We start from the raw sequence: 19,265 nt of genomic DNA, 5'->3' as shown, positions 1-19,265 counted from the left end.
GCGAGGCGATGGACCTCAAAGGCAGGCGCCCGCGCGAATCCGTTGCGGACTCGCAAGCAAACCGGCTTTCAGCCTGCGCCGGTACAGCGCCGCGGCCCGGGTCCCGAGTCACCCCGTGCGCGTCCAGAGGCAGAACGGGTGCCCAGCCGGATCAAAACAGACCCGCACGTCGTCCTGCGGCTGAAACTCCGCGACCACCGCACCCGCCGCAGTCGCCGCGGCCGTTGCCTTCTGAAGGTCGTCGACCTCGATGTCGAGGTGCAGCTGCATCTGCTGGGCACCCTCGGCCGGGGGCCACACCGGGGGAACGTGGCCGGTCTCCAGCTGGAACGACAGGCCCGCGCTGCCGTCGTCCGGGCGCAGGGTCACCCACTCCGGTTCGTCGGTGCGGATCGGCCAGCCGAGGAGCTTCGAGTAGAACTCGGCCAGCGCCCGGGGTTCCGGGGTGCCGAGCACGGTGGAGGTCAGCTTCATGATCGGACTGGTACCCGCGCGGCGGGTTCTCTACCGCGGTCCGGGGGTTCCCGGGTCGAAGTAGGCGATCGGCGGGCCGATCCGGTGCCAGGACGTCGTCGCGAACACCGCGGCACCCGACAACGCCAGAAGGGCGGTGATCACAGCCAGCGTGGCCCCGATCCGGGCGGAACCGGGCCGGGTGCGTGCGCCGGCGCAGATGCCGAACACCAGTGCCAGCACGCTGATCGGCAGCAGCGCGAACCACAACGCTCCGAGAACCAGGATGAACGCCTGCGTGACCCACGAGAGCATCCACGCGGAGACGATCCCCGGCCGGACGATCAGCCAGGCCGCCCAGGTCGCGACCGCCAGCGTGAAGCCGGCCGCACCGATCGCGAGCGACGCGATCGCCAGGCCGCGGCCGGCCCGGGTAGTGGTCTCCTCCGCCTCGATCTCCCCCATGCCGGGAACATCCCGTCCGGGCGATCGCGTGTTACCGGAATACCTCGGCTTCCCGTGGGTTGCTTCCTGGCGCAGGCGTTTGATCACTGAGGGAGCTGCCATGTCCGAGCACATCGAGGGAACCGTCGCCGACGGGTTCGAGGCCGTCCGGGAGGAGTTCGCCGCCGTTGCGGCCGCGGAAGGGGGTGACTACGCCGCCCAGCTCGTCGCGCACGTCGACGGGGAGCGGGTTGTCGACCTGTGGACCGGGCCCGACATCACCGGCGACTCGCTGACCGGCGTGTTCTCCTCGACGAAGGGCGCCGCGCACCTGGTGGTCGCGCTGCTCGTGCAGGACGGCGTGCTCGACCTCGACGAGCGGGTCGCCCACTACTGGCCGGAGTTCGGCGCCGCCGGCAAGGACGGCATCACCCTGCGGGAGCTGCTCGCGCACCGCGCCGGCGTCGTGGGCGCCGACGACGGGTTCACCGGCGAAGAGATCGCGGACGACCGCGTCATCGCCGAGCGGCTCGCCCCGCAGCGGCCGTACTGGCGGCCCGGCACCGCGTTCGGCTACCACGCGCTGGTGATCGGCGCGCTGACCGGCGAGGTCGTCCGGCGCGTCACCGGCCGCAGCATCCAGGAGCACTACGAGGAGCGCGTCCGGAAGCCGTTCGACTTGGACTTCCACCTCGGCCTGCCGGAGGAGCTGGAGCCACGCTTCCTGACCACCCAGCCGATGCTGCCGACGCCGGAGCAGCTGGCCGAGCTGCAGGCGAACGCGACCGCGCCGAACAGCATCACGGGCATCGCCTTCAACCGGAACCACCCGAAGGCGCCCGAGCTGTGGGAGCTGCCGAACCTCAAGGTCGTCCGCACGCTGAGCCCGGCGTCGGTGGGCGGCGTCGCGTCGGCTCGCGGTCTGGCCGGGATGTACGCGGCGGCGATCAGCGGCCCGGAGCCGCTCCTGCGCCCGGAGACGGCCGCGGAGTTCGCGCAGATCCACTCGATCGGCGACGACCTCGCCACCCGCAACCGCAACGCGTTCGGGCTCGGCTTCGCGATCGTCTCGGACAACTACCCGCAGCTGGGCCAGGGAGCGTTCGGCCACAGTGGCGCGGCCGGTTCCCAGGCGTTCGCGGACCCGCGCAGCGGCCTCGCGTACGGCTACAACCGCCGCCGGTTCGCGTTCCCGGGTGGCGCGGCCCCGGAGAACGCCCGCCTGGTCCGCGCCGTCCACGCGGCGGCGACCGCCTGACCGTCCACACAGGACATCCCGGCCCCGGCCACCGGTCCCGTTGTCACGGTGCGTGCCCGGAGCAACACCTGCCGTCCGGCGGCCGGAAAGCGCAGGTCATGCACGTCCGGAGTGGACGTCGTTACAGACTTCACTCGTTAGGACGTTCCGGTCGGGACATCAACCCTGCTCACGCGCTTCGGACTGACTTTCCGTAGCGAAAACTCTCCCGATCATTGCTCCGATGTGAAACTATTGGGCCGTTCGCGGGGAGAGGGCCTCGCGACGAGGGGGACTCACCGTCACGGCCGCGTCCCCATGAAGATCCCCAGGGGAGAGGAGATCGACCATGTCGACGCCCACGGATGTCAAGCCGGAAGAAGCTCCCGAGCCGACCGACCCGGCCGGCCCGGTGGCCGAGCACCCGGAGCCGGACGAGTTCGGCTGGGTGCACATCGACCACGTCCCGGAGAAGCCGAAGGACGGTCCGGTCGTGGTCCCGAACTGCGGCAACCCCTGCTACCAGGTGGTCAAGTCCTGAAGTTCACCGATTCGTGACCGCCCGCCTGCCGGTCTTCGCCTGGCAGGCGGGCTCTCTTATGCGACTTGCTGTGATGTCATAGGAGTGTGCCTGTGACGAATCTGGACCCGACCGAAGTCATCGAGACGGTCCGCGGCCTTCAGCGACAAGCTGCTGAAGGATCCTGCCTGAAGCACTACCGCGAAGGAGTTCGGCTGCTTCGTCGCGGCATGACGATGCTGGACTCGATCCACCCGGTTGCGGCCGAGTACCGGACCGACTGGCTTGTCGCCCGGATCCGGCTGTCGAGCCTCATGGCGGCGCTGTCCTCGGAGATCAGCGGTGACCTCGCGGCGGGGCTCGCGGGGCTCGACGACGTGCGGCTGCTCATCAGTGCGGTGCCGGACCCCGTCCTGCAGGCCGAACTGAACGGTGCCCTGAACCACAACTACGCGGCCCGGCTGATGAGCGTCGGCCGCAACGAGGAGAGCCTGGCTTCGTTCGACATCTCCGTCGCGCACCAGGAGTACCGGCTGGCGAACGGGCCGGCTCCCGAGACGCGCATGGGTGCCTTCGTGCAGACCTTGTCCTCGCGAGCTTGGGTGCAGATCCGGCTGGGCAACGTCAGCGCCGCCCAGGACGACCTCAATCGCTCGCTGGAGCTCGCCGAGAAGTTCGAACTCCGCACGGTCGCCGCGGACATGCGGCGGACCATGGGCATGCTCGCCCTGCGCACCGGTGACGTTCCGGAAGCCCTCCGCTTCTACGAGGAGTGCGAGCGGACCTACCGGGCCTTGGAGCTGGGAGTTCCGGACGGTCTCCGGTTCGAGCAGGCGGAAGCACTGCTGGCGGCCGGGCTGGCCGAAGAAGCGGGTGCGCACCTGGACGAGGTGCTGCCGAAGCTGGTGGCACAGCAGAGCATCAGCCGCGAGGTGGCGCGGGCGGAGCTGTACCGGGCGACCGCGGCGCTGATGACCGATGACATCGAGCTCGCACGGCAGATGGCCGACTCCGCCCGCCGCAAGATGTTGCGTGTCGGTTGCCAGACCTGCATCGCCAACGCCACCTTGGCCGGTCTCCAAGCGGACGCCCGTGATGCTCTGCGGGCCGCCGACATCCCGGCGGCCCTTCCGACACGCGCGCTCCGGCTCGCCGCGAAGATGCCGGCTCCTCAGCTCGCCGAGCAGGCCGCCACCGCGCGCATGCTCGCCGTGCGGCTGGACATCCGGCGGGGCAACCTCAAACGGGCCGTCGAGACGCTCCAGCAGGTCCCGCGGCCCGGGCAGCTCACCCCCATCGACTACCGGATGCTTCGCCGGCTCTGCCGCGCCGAGCTCGCCGTCGCGCGGGGTGATCGGGCCAAGGCGCTCACCGAAATCCGGTCGGGCCTCACCGAGCTCGACGCCGTCCGGGATCGGATGGGTGGGCTGGACCTCGTCTCCGGGACCGCGCTGCACGGGCAGGAGCTCGCCGACCTCGCCGTCAAGCTCGTGCTCGAACGCCATGATGCCCGGCGCCTGTTCGTCTGGCTCGAACGGACGCGGGCCCAGACCTACCGCTACGAACCCCTCTCCGCCGGCACCGACCCCGAGCTCGCCGCGCGCGTTGCCGAGGTGCGAGGGCTCGGCCAGGCCATCCAAGAAGCCCAGCACGACGGGCACCCCATCGCCGCTCTGCGGGCGAAGTACAACGAACGGCTCCGGGAAGCGCAGCGGCTCGGCTGGCACACCGGGCGGTGGGGGCGGCCGCGGCCGGTGGCCGGGCTGGCGGAGGTCGTCGCGCGGCTCGGTGAGCGGGCCATGGTCAGCTTCGCCGCCTCCGGGGACGAGCTCGTCGCCGTCGTCATCGCCGGAGGTGAGTGCCGGCTCGTGCGGCTCGGGTCCGCCGGGGCCGCCGCCGAGTCCGCGCGGGTGCTCAACGTCGACCTCGATGCGCTCGCGCCCGACAACCTGCCCGAACGGCTGGCCGAGGTCGTCATGGCGTCGGCGCACAAGCAGGCCGACAAGCTCGACACCCAGCTCATCCAGCCACTGGCCGAGGTCATCGGCGATCGCGAGCTGGTCATCGTCCCGACCGGGCCGCTCTACGCCGTTCCGTGGGGCGTGCTGCCGGGCCTGCGGGGGCGGCCGACCGTCGTCGCGCCGTCGGCGACCGCCTGGCTCGCCGCCGAGCTGACCAGGTCGTCGCGGGCCCGCAAGATCGTGCTCGTGCGCGGTCCCGGGCTGGCCGGTGCCCGTGGTGAGCTCGAGAAGCTCACCACGCACTACCGCACCGCCACGACGATGACCGGCGCCAAGGCCACCGTGAAGTCCGTGCTGCGCGCCATGGACGGCGCCAAGCTCGCGCACTTCGCCGCGCACGGCGCCCACGAGCCGGAGAACGCGCTCTTCTCCCGGCTCGAACTCGCCGACGGTGCCCTCTTCGGCCACGAGATGGCCGGGCTGCGGCAGCCGCCGCGGCAGGTCGTGTTCGCCGCGTGCGAGCTCGCGCTGAACCGGATCCGGCCCGGCGACGAAGCTCTCGGCTTCGCCAGCGCACTGCTGGCCAGCGGCTCCCGCACGGTGATCGCGCCGCTGTCCCGCGTCGGCGACCTCGCCTCGGCGGCCGCGATGGACGACTACTACCGCGCGCTGGCCGTCCGGGACAGCCCGGCGCTGGCCCTGGCCGACGCCATCGCCGTCGACCCGTTCCGCCGCCCGTTCGTCTGCCTCGGCGCCGGCTAGGCCGGCTGCGCGGGCGGCGACCACACCAGCCGCGGGTCGGTCTGGACGAAGCTGCCGAGCAGCTGGTCGACCCGGGTCAGCACGTCGAGGTCGAGCCGGACGCCGGCGGCCTTGGCGTTCTCCGTCACCTGCTCCGGCGTGCTCGCGCCGACCACCGCCGCGGCGACCGTCTCGTGCTGCAACGTCCACGCCAGCGCGAGCTGGGTCATCGTCAGGCCGCAGTCGTCCGCGACACCACGCAGCAGCTCCACCCGCTCCAGCAGCTCCGGCATGAGCAACGGCCGGGCGTGGGGGAGCGCGGCGGCCCGTGAACCCGCCGGGATCCGCCCGTCGCGGTACTTGCCGGTCAGCACGCCCTGGGCGAGCGGCACCGACGCGAACTGCCCGACGCCGATCCGCGCGCCCACCGGCATCACCTGCGCCTCGGGCACCCGCCACAGCATCGAGTAGTGCGGCTGGTTGGCGATCAGCGGCACGTCGTACCGCGCGGCGGCCTCGTGGGCCTGCAGCAGCTGCTCGGCCGTCCACTCCGACGTGCCGACGTACCGGATCTTCCCCTGCCGGACCAGGTCCGACAGCGCCAGGAACGTCTCGGCGACCGGCGTGCGGTAGTCGAAGCGCAGCAGCTGGTAGACGTCGACGTAGCCGGTGCGCAGCCGCCGCAGCGAGCCTTCGAGGGACGCGATCACGTGCTTGCGGCTCAGGCCCGCGTCGTTGGGGCCAGGGCCTTCCGGCCAGAACACGCCGGTGCACAGCACCAAGTCGTCGCGGCGGACCCCGGCGAACGCCGCCCCGAACGCGGCCTCCGCGGCGCCGCCGTCCCAGGCCGCGGCGGTGTGGAACGTCGTGACGCCGGCGTCCAGCGCCGCGGCGACGCAGCCCGGCGAGGCGTGCGTCAGCCAGTTGCCGTAGGCGATCTCGCTGACGGCGAGCCCGCTCGCGCCGACCCTGCGGTACTCCACGTCAGCCTCCCACGGCCATCTCGTCGATCCACGCGTCGACCGCGCCGGCCTTGCGCGCGAACGACTCCCGCACGGATTCGTGCGGCAGGATCAGGAACTCCTCCTTGCCGAGCCCGCGGACGACCGCTTCGGCGACGTCCTCGGGATCGATCAGCGGCGCCGCCGCGGCGATGGCCAGAGCGGCCGGGTGGCCGGCGGCGATGCCGGGCTCCAGCAGTGCCGTCCGGACGCCGAGCGGGCACAGCGCGCTGACCCGCACGCCGCGCGGCCGGTAGGTGATCGCCAGCCACTCCGCGAGCCCGACGGCCGCGTGCTTGGTCACCGAATAGGGCGCGTCGCCGGGGATGCCGAGCAGGCCGGCGCCCGACGCCGTGATCAGCAGGTACCCTTCGCCGCGCGCCAGCATCGCGGGCAGCACCACCTGGGCGGCGTGGACGTGCTGCATGACGTTGATCTCCCAGGACTTCTGCCACTGCTCGTCGGCCGCGTGCACGCCGGTGCCGAACGCGGCCCCCGCGTTGGCGCAGAACACGTCGAGGCGGCCGAACTCGGTGCGGGCCGTCGCGACCAGGGCTTTCAAGTCCTTTTTGGACGTCGCGTCGGCGGTCACCGCGACGGCGTGGCCGCCCGCGGCCGTGATCTCGGCCGCCACCCCCGCGGCGCCGTCGGCGTCCACGTCGGACACGACCACCCCGGCCGCGCCCTCGGCGGCGAAGCGGCGGGCCATGGCGGCCCCGATTCCGTGTGCCGCGCCGGTCAGCGCGACCACCCGTCCAGTCAGTTCCACGCGGGCTCCAGGTATTTCATCTTCACATTGTCACTTGCGTGCGGGAAATGTATTTCCAAGTTGCGATGCGGGTGATAAAAGTGCTGGTCAGTGCCATGATCTTGTCTTGTTCAACAGATTTGCACGGTAGCACGAGTATTGCGTTTCCCGTGCCTCGTGCGTTATTCCTGAAGATCGCAACGCCCCGCGCACAGGAGGTCCGCCGATGGCCGAGCTCGTCCCGCCGTCGCACGCTCGCCGGCTCCGGTGTCTGGGTACCGGTGATCCCGACGTGGTCGCCGCGGTCGCCCGGAGCGGTGGCCTCGGTGTGCTCGACGGCGCCGATCCGGCGGACCTGCGGCTGGTCGCGGCCCGCGTCCGGGTGCCGTACGCGGTGCGGACCGACGGCCCACTGCCCGCGGGCGCGGCCTTCGCCGTCCGCACGAAGGCGCCGTGGGCCGGAGCGCTCGCCGAGGTCACCGACGTCACCACGGCTGCCGAGGCCGTTCGCGGCGGCGCGCTGGGCCTGGTCGCCGGCCGGGGCGCGTTGAGCGACTTCGTTCTGCTGCAACAGCTGTTGACCGCCTTCGACGTGCCCGTCTGGGGCCGGGTGGCCGGACCGCGGACCGCGGTGGGCGCGCTCGCCGGCGGCGCGGCGGGCGTCGTCGTTGAGTCCACTGTGGACGTCGGCCGGATCGTCGGTGCCGAGGTGCCCGCGGCCGGGCTGGGCACGGGTTTGTGCCGGACACTCGGCAGCGCGCTGCCGATCGTCCAGGGCCCGATGACGCGGGTGAGCGACCAGCCGGGCTTCGCCGCCGCGGTCGCCGACGCGGGCGGGTTCCCGTTCGTCGCGGTGGCCACCGCGAACGGCGCGCGCACCGCCGAGCTGCTCGCCCGGACCGCCGAGCGGCTCGGCGACCGGCCGTGGGGCGCGGGCATCCTCGGCTTCGTCCCCGACGACCTGCGCGCCGCCCAGCTCGCCGCGATCCGGGCGGCGCGGCCGCGGTGCGTGCTGGTCGCCGGCGGGAAACCGGGGCAGGCCAAGGCGCTGGAGGCCGACGGGATCGCGACGTTCCTGCACGTGCCGTCGCCGGTCCTGCTCCGCCAGTACCTCGACGCCGGGGTCCGCCGGTTCGTCTTCGAAGGCGCCGAGTGCGGCGGCCACGTCGGCCCTCGGGCGAGTTTCGAGCTGTGGGAACAGCAACTGGCGGTCCTCGGCGCCGCGAAGGACGTCGAAGTGCTTTTTGCGGGTGGGATCCACGACGCCCGCTCGGCCGCGATGGTCGCCGCGATGGCCGAGCCGCTCGACGCCGCCGGCGTCCTGATGGGCACCGCGTACCTGTTCACCGAGGAGGCCGTCGAGCACGGTGCGATCACCGGGCTGTTCCAGGACCGCGCACTCGCCGCGGACGCCACCGTGACACTGGAAACCGCGCCGGGCCACCGCACGCGTTGCCTGCCCAGCCCGTACACGGCGGAGTTCGCACAGGTCAAAGCCGGTCTGGGGGACACACCCGAAGCGTGGCAGCGGCTGGAGGAGCTGAACGCCGGACGATCGCGCGTCGCCAGCAAGGGCGTCCGCCGCGACGGCGAGGCGCTCGACGCCGCCACCCAGCTCGCCGAGGGGATGTTCATGGCGGGCGAGGTGGCCGTCCTGAGGGACCGCCGGACGACCATCGCCGAGCTGCACCGCGAGGTCGCATCGGGCCGGACGTTCGCGCGTCCGGAGGAACCGGCGGCGGACTCCGGCGACATCGCGATCATCGGCATGGCCTGCACGTTCCCCGGGGCGCGCGACCTGCCCGCGTTCTGGTCGAACGTCCTGCGCGGCGAAGACGCCGTCACCGAGGTTCCGCGCGAGCGCTGGGACCCGGACGTCTACTTCGGACAGTCGGCGTCGAAGTGGGGCGGGTTCCTGCCCGCGCTGGACGTCGACCCGCTCGCCTTCGGCATCCCGCCGTCGGCGATGGGCAGCATCGATCCGGCGCAGCTGGTGTCGCTGGAGACGGCGCGCCGTGCGCTGGCCGACGCCGGGTACGCCGACCGGGACTTCGACCGCGAGCACACGAGTGTCGTGTTCGGCGCGGAGGCGGGCGGCGACCTGGCGAACGCGGGCACGCTGCGCTCCCTGCTCGACGGCTACCTCGACGAGGTCCCGTCCGAGCTGCTCGCGCAGCTGCCCGAGCCGACCGAGGACACGTTCCCCGGCACGCTGGCCAACGTCATCTCCGGCCGGATCGCCAACCGGCTCGACCTCGGCGGCGCGAACTACACGGTGGACGCGGCGTGCGGTTCGTCGCTGGCCGCGCTCGACCTCGCGGTGAAGGAGCTGCGCGCGGGCACGAGCTCGCTGGCCCTGTGCGGCGCGGTCGACCTGCACAACGGCATCCACGACTACCTGATGTTCACCTCGGCGGGGGCGCTGTCCCCGACGGGCCGCTGCCGCCCGTTCGACGCGGCGGCCGACGGCATCGCGCTGGGCGAAGGGGTGGCGTGCCTGGTGCTCAAGCGCCGGGCCGACGCCGAGCGAGCGGGCGACCGGATCTACGCGCTGGTCAAGGGCGTCGGCGCGGCCAGCGACGGCAAGGCGCTCGGCCTGACGGCGCCGCGGCCGGATGGCCAGCGCCGGGCGTTGGAGCGGGCGTACCGCGACGCGGGCGTGTCGCCGGCGGAGGTGGGGCTGGTCGAGGCCCACGGAACGGGAACGGTGGTCGGCGACGCCACGGAGCTGCGGACGCTCACCGGCTTCTTCGCCGAGGCCGGCGCGGAGGCGGGATCGTGCGTGCTGGGGTCGGTGAAGAGCCAGATCGGCCACACGAAGTGCGCGGCGGGCCTGGCGGGGCTGATCAAGGCGGCGCTGGCGCTGTGGCACGAGGTGGTCCCGCCGACGCTGCACCTGAAGAACCCGAACACGGCTTGGGACGCGACGGCCAGCCCGTTCACGTTCACCACGACGGCCCGGCCCTGGGCGGCGCCGGCCCGGCTGGCGGGGGTGAGCGCGTTCGGCTTCGGCGGGACGAACTTCCACGCGGTCCTGGCTGCGGCGCCGGTGGCTCCGGACCGCAAGCACGGCTTGCGCGACTGGGCGCCGGAGGCGGAGAAGGCCCTGGCCGAGCTGGAGCGGACGGTGGCGGCCCGCGCCGGCGGATCGGGAGAAATGCGCGGGGGCGGACCAGCGCGGCCGAAGCTCGCGGCGACGGGCGGCTCGGGTGAGGCTGGTCCACACGAGATTCACGCAGCAGGCCTCGCAGCGGCGGCGGAAGCCGGCTCAAGCGGCGGCGCGGTCGCGGTCGGCTCGGGCGCGGCTGGCCCCGGCAAGCACCGCGCGCTCGAGCAGCCGATGCCCGCACCCGCCGAACCCGGCAAGATCGCCTTCCTCTTCCCCGGCCAGGGCAGCCAGCGCACCGGCATGCTCGCCGACCTCTTTGTCCACTTTCCCGAGCTCTCCGAAGTCCTCCGGCTCGCGCCCGACATCGCCGCCACCGCCTTTCCGGCTCACGCCTTCACCGCCGAGGCCGTCGATGCCCGGGAAGCCGCCCTCACCGACACCCGCGTTGCCCAGCCCGCGCTCGGGCTCGTCGAGACCGCCGTGGCCCGGCTTCTCGCCCAGCTCAACGTGCACCCCGACTTCCTGGCCGGGCACAGCTACGGCGAGCTCGTCGCCCTCTCCGTCGCCGGGGCTTTCGACACCGAGACCCTCCTGCGCCTGAGCCGGGCCCGCGCGCAAGCCATCGCCGAGGTCGCCCGGCCCGGGACCATGGCCGCCGTCAAGACGTCCCGCGATGCCCTCACCGCCACCCTCATCGGCCCCGATGTCGTCGTCGCCAACCACAACGCTCCCGAGCAGGTTGTCCTCTCCGGACCCGTGGCCGCCGTCGAACGGGCCGTCAGGCGGCTCAAGGAAACCGGCATCAGCGCGCAGCGGATCCCCGTCGCCTGTGCCTTCCACAGTCCGCTCGTCGCCGATGCGAGCGAGGTCTTCGCTCGCGAACTCGACGAAGAAACCATTACGACGCCGAGGAAGCCCGTCTGGGCCAACCGGACCGCCCAGCCGTACCAGGACGACGTCCGCGGTGAACTGGCCGCGCAGATCGGTGCCCCGGTGCGGTTTCTCGACCAGATCGAAGCCATGTACGCGGCCGGGGCGCGGATCTTCGTCGAAGCCGGGCCCGGGCGCGTCCTCACCCGGCTGGTCCGGGACATTCTCGGCGACCGGCCGCACACCGTCGTCGCCTGCGAGCCCGACCTCACGAGCTTCCTGACCGCCCTCACCACCCTCGCCCAAGCCGGCGTCGACGTCCGGCCCGGACGGCTGATCCGGCCGAAGCCGGCCGAACCCGCCGCCACCGCCTGGGCCGTCGACGGGCGGTCCGCCCGCGCGCCCGGCTCCGCCACCCCCGCCCTGCCCCCGGCCCGACGAATCCGGAGTACCGCCATGACCCAGCCCGCGCCCGGCCGCGACCAGGCGATCGTGGACTTCCTGCGCACCACCCGCGAGCTCGTCGCCGCCCAGCGGGAGGTCATGCTCGGCTACCTCGGCAGCGCGCCCGCCCCGGTCCCCGCCCCGGCGCCGCTCCCGGTCGTCGTCGAGGCACCCGTGACCGAGCCCGAACGGGAACCCGAACCCGAAGCCGCCGACGTCATGAGCACGGTGATCGGCGTCATCAGCGAACGCACCGGCTACCCGGCCGACATGATCGCCGCCGACCTCGACCTCGAAGCCGACCTCTCGATCGACTCCATCAAGCGGACCGAAATCGCCGGCACGCTGCTGTCCCGCCTCGGCCTGCCCGCCGACGACCGCACCGACCAGCTCAGCCGCGACCGCACCGCGAACGCCCTCGTCGCGCACCTCGAAAGCTGGCTGACGCCCACGCCACCGGCCGCCCCGCCGCGCCGCTACCGGCTCGAACGGGTCCCGGTGCCGCTGGACCCGGATCCCGGGCGGCTGCGCGGGAAGACCGTGGCCGCGCCGGACGACGCCGTGCGGGCCGCCTTCGCCGCGGCCGGGGCGGAGGTCGTCACCGGGGACGCGGACATCACCGTGCTGGTCGCCCGCGACCTCACCGAGGTGTTCACCCGGCTCAAGGCGCTGCGGGGAGCCGTCTTCGTGACGGCGGAGCCGGACGCCGTGCCCGGCCTGCGTGGCCTGGTGCGGTCGGCCGCGCTGGAGCGCGACGGCGTGACCCGGCTGGTCGAGGTCACGCAGGACGTGGCGAAGACGCTGGTGGACGAAGCCCTCAGCGACGGCCCGTCGGTGGTCGTCCACGACAACGCCGGCCGCTTCACCGTCGAGCCGCGGCCGGTGGACCTGCCGTCGATCGCGTACTCCGGCGCCGGGCCGGGCAGCGGCGAACTCGCCGCGCTGGGCCTGGGCCCGGACTCCGTCGTGCTGCTGGTCGGCGGGGCCCGCGGCATCACCGCCCGCGCGGCGGTCGCGTTGGCCGCCTCCGGATGCCGGCTGGAACTCGCCGGGCGGACGCCGTGGCCGGGCGAGCCCGACGACCTGCCCGCGGACCCCACGGCGATGCGCGCGGTGCTGGCCGGCCGCGGCGGCTCGGTGGCAAGCATCGAACGCCGGGTGCGGACCGTCCTGGCCCAGCGCGAGATCGGCCGGACCCTCGACGAGATCCGCGCCGCCGGCGGAACCGCGGGCTACACCTCGCTCGACGTGCGCGACGCCGACGCCGTGCGAAGCCTCGTCAAGAACCTCCCCAGCCGGCTCGACGGGGTCGTCTTCGCCGCCGGGATCATCGACGACAAGCTCATGGCGGGCAAGGACGAACAGTCCTTCCGCACCGTCTACGAGACCAAAGTGGACGGCGCGCGGAACCTGCTCGGCGCGCTCGACGCCGAGCCCGGGTTCGTCGCCTTCTTCGGCAGCATCGCCGCGGTGCTCGGCAACCGCGGCCAGACCGACTACGCTGCCGCCAACGATGCCCTCGAAGCGCTCGGGGCGACCTGGCCGGGCCGCGCGGTGACCGTCCACTGGGGACCGTGGGCGCCGGACGGCGACCACGCCGGCATGGTGTCGCCGGAGCTGGCGCGCGAATACGAACGCCGGGACGTCGCCCTCCTCGACCCGGCCGAGGCCACCGCCGCGCTGCTGCGCGAGCTGGCCTACGGCACGGACCGCTCGGTCCTGTACACGGCGTCGCTGTGGTGATCCCGGTCGCGATCACCGGCATGGGCGTGTTCCTGCCCGGCGCGTCCACAGTGGACCAGTACTGGCGGCACCTGGTCGCGGGCACCGACGCCGTCACCGACGTCCCGCCGCACCGCCGCGACCCGGAGTTCCACGGCCGCGACGGCTCCGCCCCGGACCGCACGCACGGCCGCCGCGGCGGCTTCACGCCGGACACCCTGGAGTTCGACCCGGTCGCCCACGGCGTCCCGCCGACGTCCCTCGACGGCACCGAGCCGGACCAGCTCACGGCGCTGGCCGTCGCCGTGGACGCGGTCGCCGACGCCGGTGGCCTCGGCCGGCTCGGCGACCCCGAGCGGATCGGCGTCGTTCTCGGCCGCGGCGGCTACCTCTCGCCCGGGTTGCAGGGCTTCGACCAGCGGGTCCGCACGGTCCGGCAGATCACCCGCACGGTCGGCGAGCTGATGCCCTCGGCCGGGCCTGCCGTGCTCGAACGGCTGCGGACAGCACTGCTCGAACCGCTCGGCGAGTTCCGGCCCGAGACCGCCGCCGGGCTGGTGCCGAACCTGGCCGCCGCCCGCGTGGCGAACCGGCTCGACCTCGGCGGCCCGGCGTACACGGTGGACGCCGCCTGCGCGTCTTCGCTGGTCGCGGTCGACCAGGCGATCGGCGAGCTGGCCCGCGGCCGCTGCGACGTCGTCCTCGCCGGCGGCGCGCACCAGACGCAGGACGACACGCTGTGGGCGCTGTTCACCCAGCTCGGCGCGCTTTCGCCGAGCCAGCGGATCAGCCCGCTGTCCCGCGACGCCGACGGCATGCTGATCGGCGAAGGCACCGCGATCGTCGTGCTCAAGCGGCTCGCCGACGCCCGCCGCGACGGGGACCGCGTGTACGCGGTGATCCGCGGCACCGGCACGTCGAGCGACGGGCGGGGCGCGAGCCTGCTCAGCCCGTCCGTCGCCGGGCAGACCCTCGCCCTACGGCGGGCCTGGGCGGGCCGCGATCCGGCGGAGATCGGCCTGCTGGAGGCGCACGGCACCGCGACCCCGGCCGGGGACGCCGCCGAGCTGACCACGGTCGCCGACGTCTTCGGCCCGGCCCGCGAGCCGCGCGCGGTGATCGGCTCGGTCAAGTCGATGATCGGGCACACGCTGCCGACCGCCGGGGTCGCCGGGCTGGTCAAGGTGGCGCTCGCGCTGCACCACGGCGTGCTGCCGCCGACGCTGCACTGCGCCGACCCGAACCCGCTGCTCGACAAGACGCGCTTCCGGGTGCTGGCCGAGGCCGAAGAATGGGGTGCGCTGCCGCGGGTCGGCGCGGTCAACGCGTTCGGCTTCGGGGGCGTCAACGCGCACGTCGTGCTGGAGGCGGGCGACCCGGCGCCGAAGCGGCGGGTGCGCGTCGAGGAGCCGGAACGCGTGCTGCGGCTGGCCGCCCGCACGCCGGCGGAACTCCTGGACGAGCTCGACCGGCCCGGTGAGGGCGACGGCGACGGCCCGTGCCGGATCGGGATCGTCGGCCCGGACGAGCGCAAGCGGGCCACCGCCCGCCGGGTGCTCGCCAAGGTGGCCGCGACGGGCAAGCCGTGGCACGGTGCCGGCGACGTCTGGTGCAGCGTCGACCCCCTCCTGCCGGGCGGGAAGACCGCGTTCGTCCACCCGGGACTGGAGGCGGGCGGCGAGCCGCGCCTCGACGACGTCGCCCGGCACTTCGGCCTCGACCGTCCACAGTGGTCGACGGCGAGCGTGCTCGACCGCGCGGCGAGCGTTTCGGCGGCCGGGCTGCTGCTCGACGACGTCCTGCGGCGGCTGGGGATCCGGCCGGACGCGCTGGCCGGACACAGCGTCGGGGAGTGGACCGCGATGCAGGCCGCCGGGATGTACACCGCGGCACCGGACGCACTGGCGCGCTACTGGCCGGACGGCTTCGAGCTGCCCGATGCGGACTACCTCGTGCTGGGCGCCCCGGCGGCGCGGGTGGCCGAGCTGCTGCCCGGCGACCTGGTCGTCTCCCACGAGAACGCGGTCAAGCAGACGATCGTGTGCGGCCCGCCGGAGTCCGTCGCGGAGTTCGCGGCGACCTGCCGCGGTGCCGGGATCGTGGCCACGACCCTGCCGTTCCGGTCCGGGTTCCACACCCCGCTGATGCGGCCGCACCTCGCCCCGTTCGCCCGGCTCGCCGCGGACCTGGACCTGCGCGCACCGGCGCTGCCCGTGTGGTCGGCGACGACCGCGCGACCCTACCCGGCGGACGCCGACGAGGTCCGGCGGCTCTACCTGGACCACCTGCTGCGCCCGGTCCGGTTCCGGGCGCTGACCGAGGCGCTGCACGACGCCGGGTTCCGGGTGTTCGTGCAGGTCGGGGCGGGTCAGCTCGGCTCGTACGTCACCGACACGCTGGACGAGCGGCGGCACCTGGTCGTCGCGGCCGCGTCCGGCACCCGGTCCGGGCTCGCCCAGCTGCGGCGGCTCACCACCGCGCTGTGGGCCGAGGGCGGCGACCCGGACTTCGACGCGCTCGAACCACGGCGGATCCGCCTCAGCACCGGGAACTCCCTGCTCTCGCTGGGGTCAGCCGCCCGCGGCCTGCTGGACGAACAGAGCTTGCCCGCCGGGGTGCCGGACCCGATCGTCGCCGAGTTCACCGCGTTGCTCACCGAAACCCGCCAGGCCGCGGCGGACGTCGTCGCGGCCGCACGACGGCACGTGGAGTCCACGGTGGACGTCTCGCTGGCGGCCATGCCGTACCTGCGCGACCACCGGTTCTTCCGGCAGCGCGACGACTGGCCCGACGAGCCGGACTTCCGGCCGGTGGTGCCCGCGACGACCTTGGTCGACCTCGCCTGCCGGGCGGTCGAGCGCACCTGGCCGGGCACGACGGCGGTCGCGGTGCGGGACGCGGTGTTCTCCCGCTGGCTCATCGCCGCGCCGGCCCGGCGGGTGCCGCTGTCGATGACCCGCGACGGCGACCACGTGACCGTCGAAATCGGGCCGTACGCGCTGATGACGGTCGAGGTGGGGACGTACGCGCCGCCGCCGTCGCCGTCCGCGGTGCCCGGGCCGGAGACCACGCCGCCGCTGACCGCGGCCGAGATCTACGCGCGGCGCGAGATGTTCCACGGCCCGGCGTACCAGGGCCTGGCCCGGCTGACCGGCCTCGGCGAGGACCACATCCGCGGCGAACTGGTCGTCCCGGACGCGCCCGGCGGCCTGCTCGACAACGTCGGCCAGCTGCTCGGCTGCTGGCTGATGGCCACCCGGACCGACGACCTGCTGGCGTTCCCGCGCTCGATCGGCCGGCTGACCTGGCACGCCCCGGAACCGGCGCGGGGCACCCGCGTCACCTGCCAGGTGCGGGTCCGGCTGCCGCGGCCCGACGTTCTCGAAATGGCCGCCGAGCTGGTGCGCGACGGCCGGGTGCTGGCCACCATCGAGGGGTGGCGGGACGTCCGGTTCCCGTGCGACCGCCCCGCCCACCGCGTCTACGCCTTCCCCGCGGAGAACCTGCTCGGCGAACTGCGGGCCGACGGCTCGGTCGCCGTCACCGACCGCTGGCCGACGGTCGCCGCGCGGGACATCTACGCCGGGATCTACCTCGGCGCGGCCGAACGCGCCGAGTTCGCCGCGGTCCCGCCGCGGCAGCAGCGCGGCTGGCTGCTGCGGCGGATCGCCGTCAAGGACGCCGTCCGCGCCCGGCTCGGCGAACCCGTCTACCCGGCGGAAATCCGCGTCCACGACGACGGCACGGTGTCCGGGCACCACCGGGACCTGCCGCGCTTCGCCGTCTCGACCGAGCTCACCGGGGACACCGCCATCGCAACCATCAGGAGCACTTCATGACCATCGACCACGCGTCCGCGACCTTCGACGTCGTCGCCGAGCTGCTCACCGAGCTCGTCGGCGACGCCGAGGTGCTCGGCATCGAGATCACGCCGGACACGACGTTCCACGAGGACCTGCAGCTGGAGAGCATCGACCTGGTGACCTTCGCGAGCATCCTGTCCGAGCACTTCGGCGCCGACGTCAACCTCGCCGAGTACCTGGCGGAGAAGGACCTCGACGACGTCATCGGGCTGACCGTCGGCGACATCGCCCGGTTCGTGGGGGAGCGCACGTGCCCACGATGACCGTGAACGGGCTGCGCACGAACGTGCAGCTCGTGCCCGCCGGCGGCACCGAGACCGTGGTGTTCCTGCACGGCATGGGCACCGACAGCCTGGCGAGCTTCTACCTCACGCTGGCGCCGCCGGTCGCGGCCGCCGGCATCGACGTGATCAGCTACGACCTGCGCGGGCACGGCAAGACCGAGCGGCCCGAGCGCGGGTACACTCTCGGTGACTTCGTCGCCGACCTGGACGACCTGCTGCGGCAGCTCGGCGTCGACCGGCCGGTGCACCTGGTGGGCAACAGCTTCGGCGGCACGCTGGCCTACAGCTACGCCGTGGCCAACCCGTCCCGGGTCCGCAGCATCGTGTGCATCGAATCCGAGCCGGCGACCGAGGTGTGGGCGGAGAAGATGAGCGCGATCCTGGCGCACACCGTCCGGTTCCTGCAGGTGGAGGAGAGCTTCGACTGGATCGAAGCGAACTTCAGCGCACACCACCGGCGGCTGGCGCGGCTGGCGGCCGAGCGGATCACGTCGACGAAGATGGCCGAGGAGGTCCCGCTCGGCCCGCTGCTCACCTGGGAGCAGGTGGCGGCGATCGGCTGCCCTGTGCTGTCCATTTTGGGCAGTCACGGCTACCAGGCCGACGACCTCGAAGCGCTGACGTCGCTGCTGCCGAACGGCGAGCTGCACGTGTTCGAGGGGCAGGGCCATTCGGTGCTGGTGGAGCAGCACCGGGAGGTGCGCGAGCTGGTGCTGAAGTGGGTCGAACGGCACGCGGCGTGAGGTTCCTGCTGGTCGTGCCGCCGCTGGCCGGGCACGTGGCACCGCTGCGCCGGGTGGCTTCGGTGCTTTCGGCGCGCGGGCATTCCGTGGCCTGGTGCGGCCCGGAGCCCGCACTGTCCTCTTTGGTCGCCGGTCCGGTGTTCCCGGCCGGGGATTCCGGGCCGTTCGCGGTGTCGCTGCGGCCACCGGGGTTGCGCGGGTTCGCCGCGCTGAAGTACTTGTGGGAGTCGTACTTGGTCCCGCTGGCGGACGCGATGGTGCCGGGGGTTTCGTCGGCTGTCTCGGCTTTCGAGCCCGATGTGGTCGTCGTGGACCAGCAGGCGATGGCGGGGGCGCTGGTGGCCGCGCGGTGCGGCTTGCCGTGGGCGACGTCGGCGTCGACGTCCACCGAGCTGGCCGACCCGCTGGGTTCGCTGCCGAAGATCGCGGGCTGGGTTTCGGAGCTGCAGGCCGGGTTGCGCGCTCGTCACGGCGTTTTGCTGGGAGACCTGCGGTTTTCACCGCACCTGGTGCTGGCGTTCACGACCCGGGCGCTGGCCGGGGAGTGCCGGCTGGCGGTACCGGTGTCCTACGTCGGGCCTGCGCTGCCTTCGTCGTCGGCCGAGTGGTCCGTTGTGGACGATCGGCCGCTGGTGGTGGTGACGCTGGGGACGTCGAACGACTCGGTGGGTGCGCGGTTCCTGGCGGAGAGCGTGGACGCGCTGGCGGGGATGCCGGGTTTCCGGGGGTTGGTGGTGGACCCGACGGGTGCGCTGGTGAGCGAGAGCGTGCGGTTGGCCCGCCGGATCCCGCAGGTGGCGGCGTTCGCCCGGGCATCGGTGGTGGTGTGCCACGGCGGCCACAACACGGTGTGCGAGGCGCTGGCGGCCGGGGTACCGCTGGCGGTGGCCCCGATCCGTGACGACCAGTCGATGCTGGCCCAGCAGGTGGTGACGGCTTCGGCGGGGGTAAGGCTGCGCTTCGACCGAGCGAAGGCGGCGGACATCCGCTCGGCAATCGAGGCGGCGGAGGAGTGCCGGCCGGGGGCGGAGAGGATCCGCGAGTCGTTCGAGGCCGCGGGTGGCGCGGAGGAAGCGGCGACGCACCTGGAGTCCCTCACGTAACTCGCGTGATCCGGCCCGGAAC

12 protein-coding genes are annotated in these 19,265 nt (G+C 73.4%); 8 read left to right on the top strand and 4 right to left on the bottom strand.

The window, feature by feature from the left end:
• Positions 1 to 108: 108 nt before the first annotated feature.
• Positions 109 to 474, bottom strand: a complete 366-nt coding sequence (locus ABZX11_RS35385) for a VOC family protein (RefSeq protein ID WP_354921472.1) — start codon at positions 472 to 474, stop codon at positions 109 to 111.
• A gap of 30 nt (positions 475 to 504) precedes the next feature.
• Entirely contained in the window at positions 505 to 918 is a 414-nt protein-coding gene (locus ABZX11_RS35380; RefSeq protein ID WP_354921469.1) for a hypothetical protein, read from the bottom strand.
• Between the two features lie 100 nt (positions 919 to 1,018).
• On the opposite strand from ABZX11_RS35380, the gene ABZX11_RS35375 reads away from it, so the two are divergent.
• From ABZX11_RS35375 to ABZX11_RS35365, 3 genes are all read left to right on the top strand, one after another.
• Complete coding sequence (locus ABZX11_RS35375; protein WP_354921466.1) at positions 1,019 to 2,155, top strand: serine hydrolase domain-containing protein; 1,137 nt, start codon at positions 1,019 to 1,021, stop codon at positions 2,153 to 2,155.
• Between the two features lie 328 nt (positions 2,156 to 2,483).
• Positions 2,484 to 2,675 carry a hypothetical protein gene (locus ABZX11_RS35370; RefSeq protein WP_176175327.1) on the top strand — a complete coding sequence of 64 codons (192 nt, stop codon included), beginning with the start codon at positions 2,484 to 2,486 and terminating at the stop codon, positions 2,673 to 2,675.
• Between the two features lie 209 nt (positions 2,676 to 2,884).
• Positions 2,885 to 5,377 (top strand): CHAT domain-containing protein, encoded by a 2,493-nt coding sequence (locus tag ABZX11_RS35365; RefSeq protein ID WP_254897181.1) that lies wholly within the window; start codon positions 2,885 to 2,887, stop codon positions 5,375 to 5,377.
• Here the strand turns inward: ABZX11_RS35365 and ABZX11_RS35360 are convergent.
• Both ABZX11_RS35360 and ABZX11_RS35355 read right to left on the bottom strand, forming a co-directional pair.
• On the bottom strand, positions 5,374 to 6,339 hold the full coding sequence (locus ABZX11_RS35360) for an aldo/keto reductase (RefSeq protein WP_354921462.1): 966 nt from the start codon (positions 6,337 to 6,339) through the stop codon (positions 5,374 to 5,376). The genes ABZX11_RS35365 and ABZX11_RS35360 overlap by 4 nt on opposite strands.
• 1 nt (position 6,340) lies before the next feature.
• Complete coding sequence (locus ABZX11_RS35355) at positions 6,341 to 7,126, bottom strand: SDR family oxidoreductase (RefSeq protein ID WP_354921459.1); 786 nt, start codon at positions 7,124 to 7,126, stop codon at positions 6,341 to 6,343.
• Positions 7,127 to 7,331: 205 nt separating this feature from the next.
• On the opposite strand from ABZX11_RS35355, the gene ABZX11_RS35350 reads away from it, so the two are divergent.
• Genes ABZX11_RS35350 through ABZX11_RS35330 form a run of 5 tightly spaced genes read left to right on the top strand, consistent with a single transcriptional unit; the run spans position 7,332 to position 19,243 of the window.
• Positions 7,332 to 13,271, top strand: a complete 5,940-nt coding sequence (locus tag ABZX11_RS35350) for an SDR family NAD(P)-dependent oxidoreductase (RefSeq protein WP_354921456.1) — start codon at positions 7,332 to 7,334, stop codon at positions 13,269 to 13,271.
• Positions 13,265 to 17,089 (top strand): beta-ketoacyl synthase N-terminal-like domain-containing protein, encoded by a 3,825-nt coding sequence (locus ABZX11_RS35345; protein WP_354921453.1) that lies wholly within the window; start codon positions 13,265 to 13,267, stop codon positions 17,087 to 17,089. Before ABZX11_RS35350 ends, ABZX11_RS35345 begins: the two co-directional genes overlap by 7 nt.
• Positions 17,086 to 17,376, top strand: a complete 291-nt coding sequence (locus tag ABZX11_RS35340) for a phosphopantetheine-binding protein (protein WP_176175333.1) — start codon at positions 17,086 to 17,088, stop codon at positions 17,374 to 17,376. Before ABZX11_RS35345 ends, ABZX11_RS35340 begins: the two co-directional genes overlap by 4 nt.
• Positions 17,364 to 18,140 (top strand): alpha/beta hydrolase, encoded by a 777-nt coding sequence (locus ABZX11_RS35335; protein ID WP_176175334.1) that lies wholly within the window; start codon positions 17,364 to 17,366, stop codon positions 18,138 to 18,140. Before ABZX11_RS35340 ends, ABZX11_RS35335 begins: the two co-directional genes overlap by 13 nt.
• Complete coding sequence (locus ABZX11_RS35330; RefSeq protein WP_354921449.1) at positions 18,137 to 19,243, top strand: glycosyltransferase; 1,107 nt, start codon at positions 18,137 to 18,139, stop codon at positions 19,241 to 19,243. Before ABZX11_RS35335 ends, ABZX11_RS35330 begins: the two co-directional genes overlap by 4 nt.
• The last annotated feature ends 22 nt before the right edge of the window (positions 19,244 to 19,265 follow it).

The sequence above is a fragment of the Amycolatopsis sp. NPDC004169 genome, assembly GCF_040610315.1.
Classification (GTDB): Bacteria; Actinomycetota; Actinomycetes; order Mycobacteriales; family Pseudonocardiaceae; genus Amycolatopsis.
The sequence above is the reverse complement of the archived record's forward strand: the minus strand, read 5'-3'. Positions and strand labels throughout refer to the sequence as shown.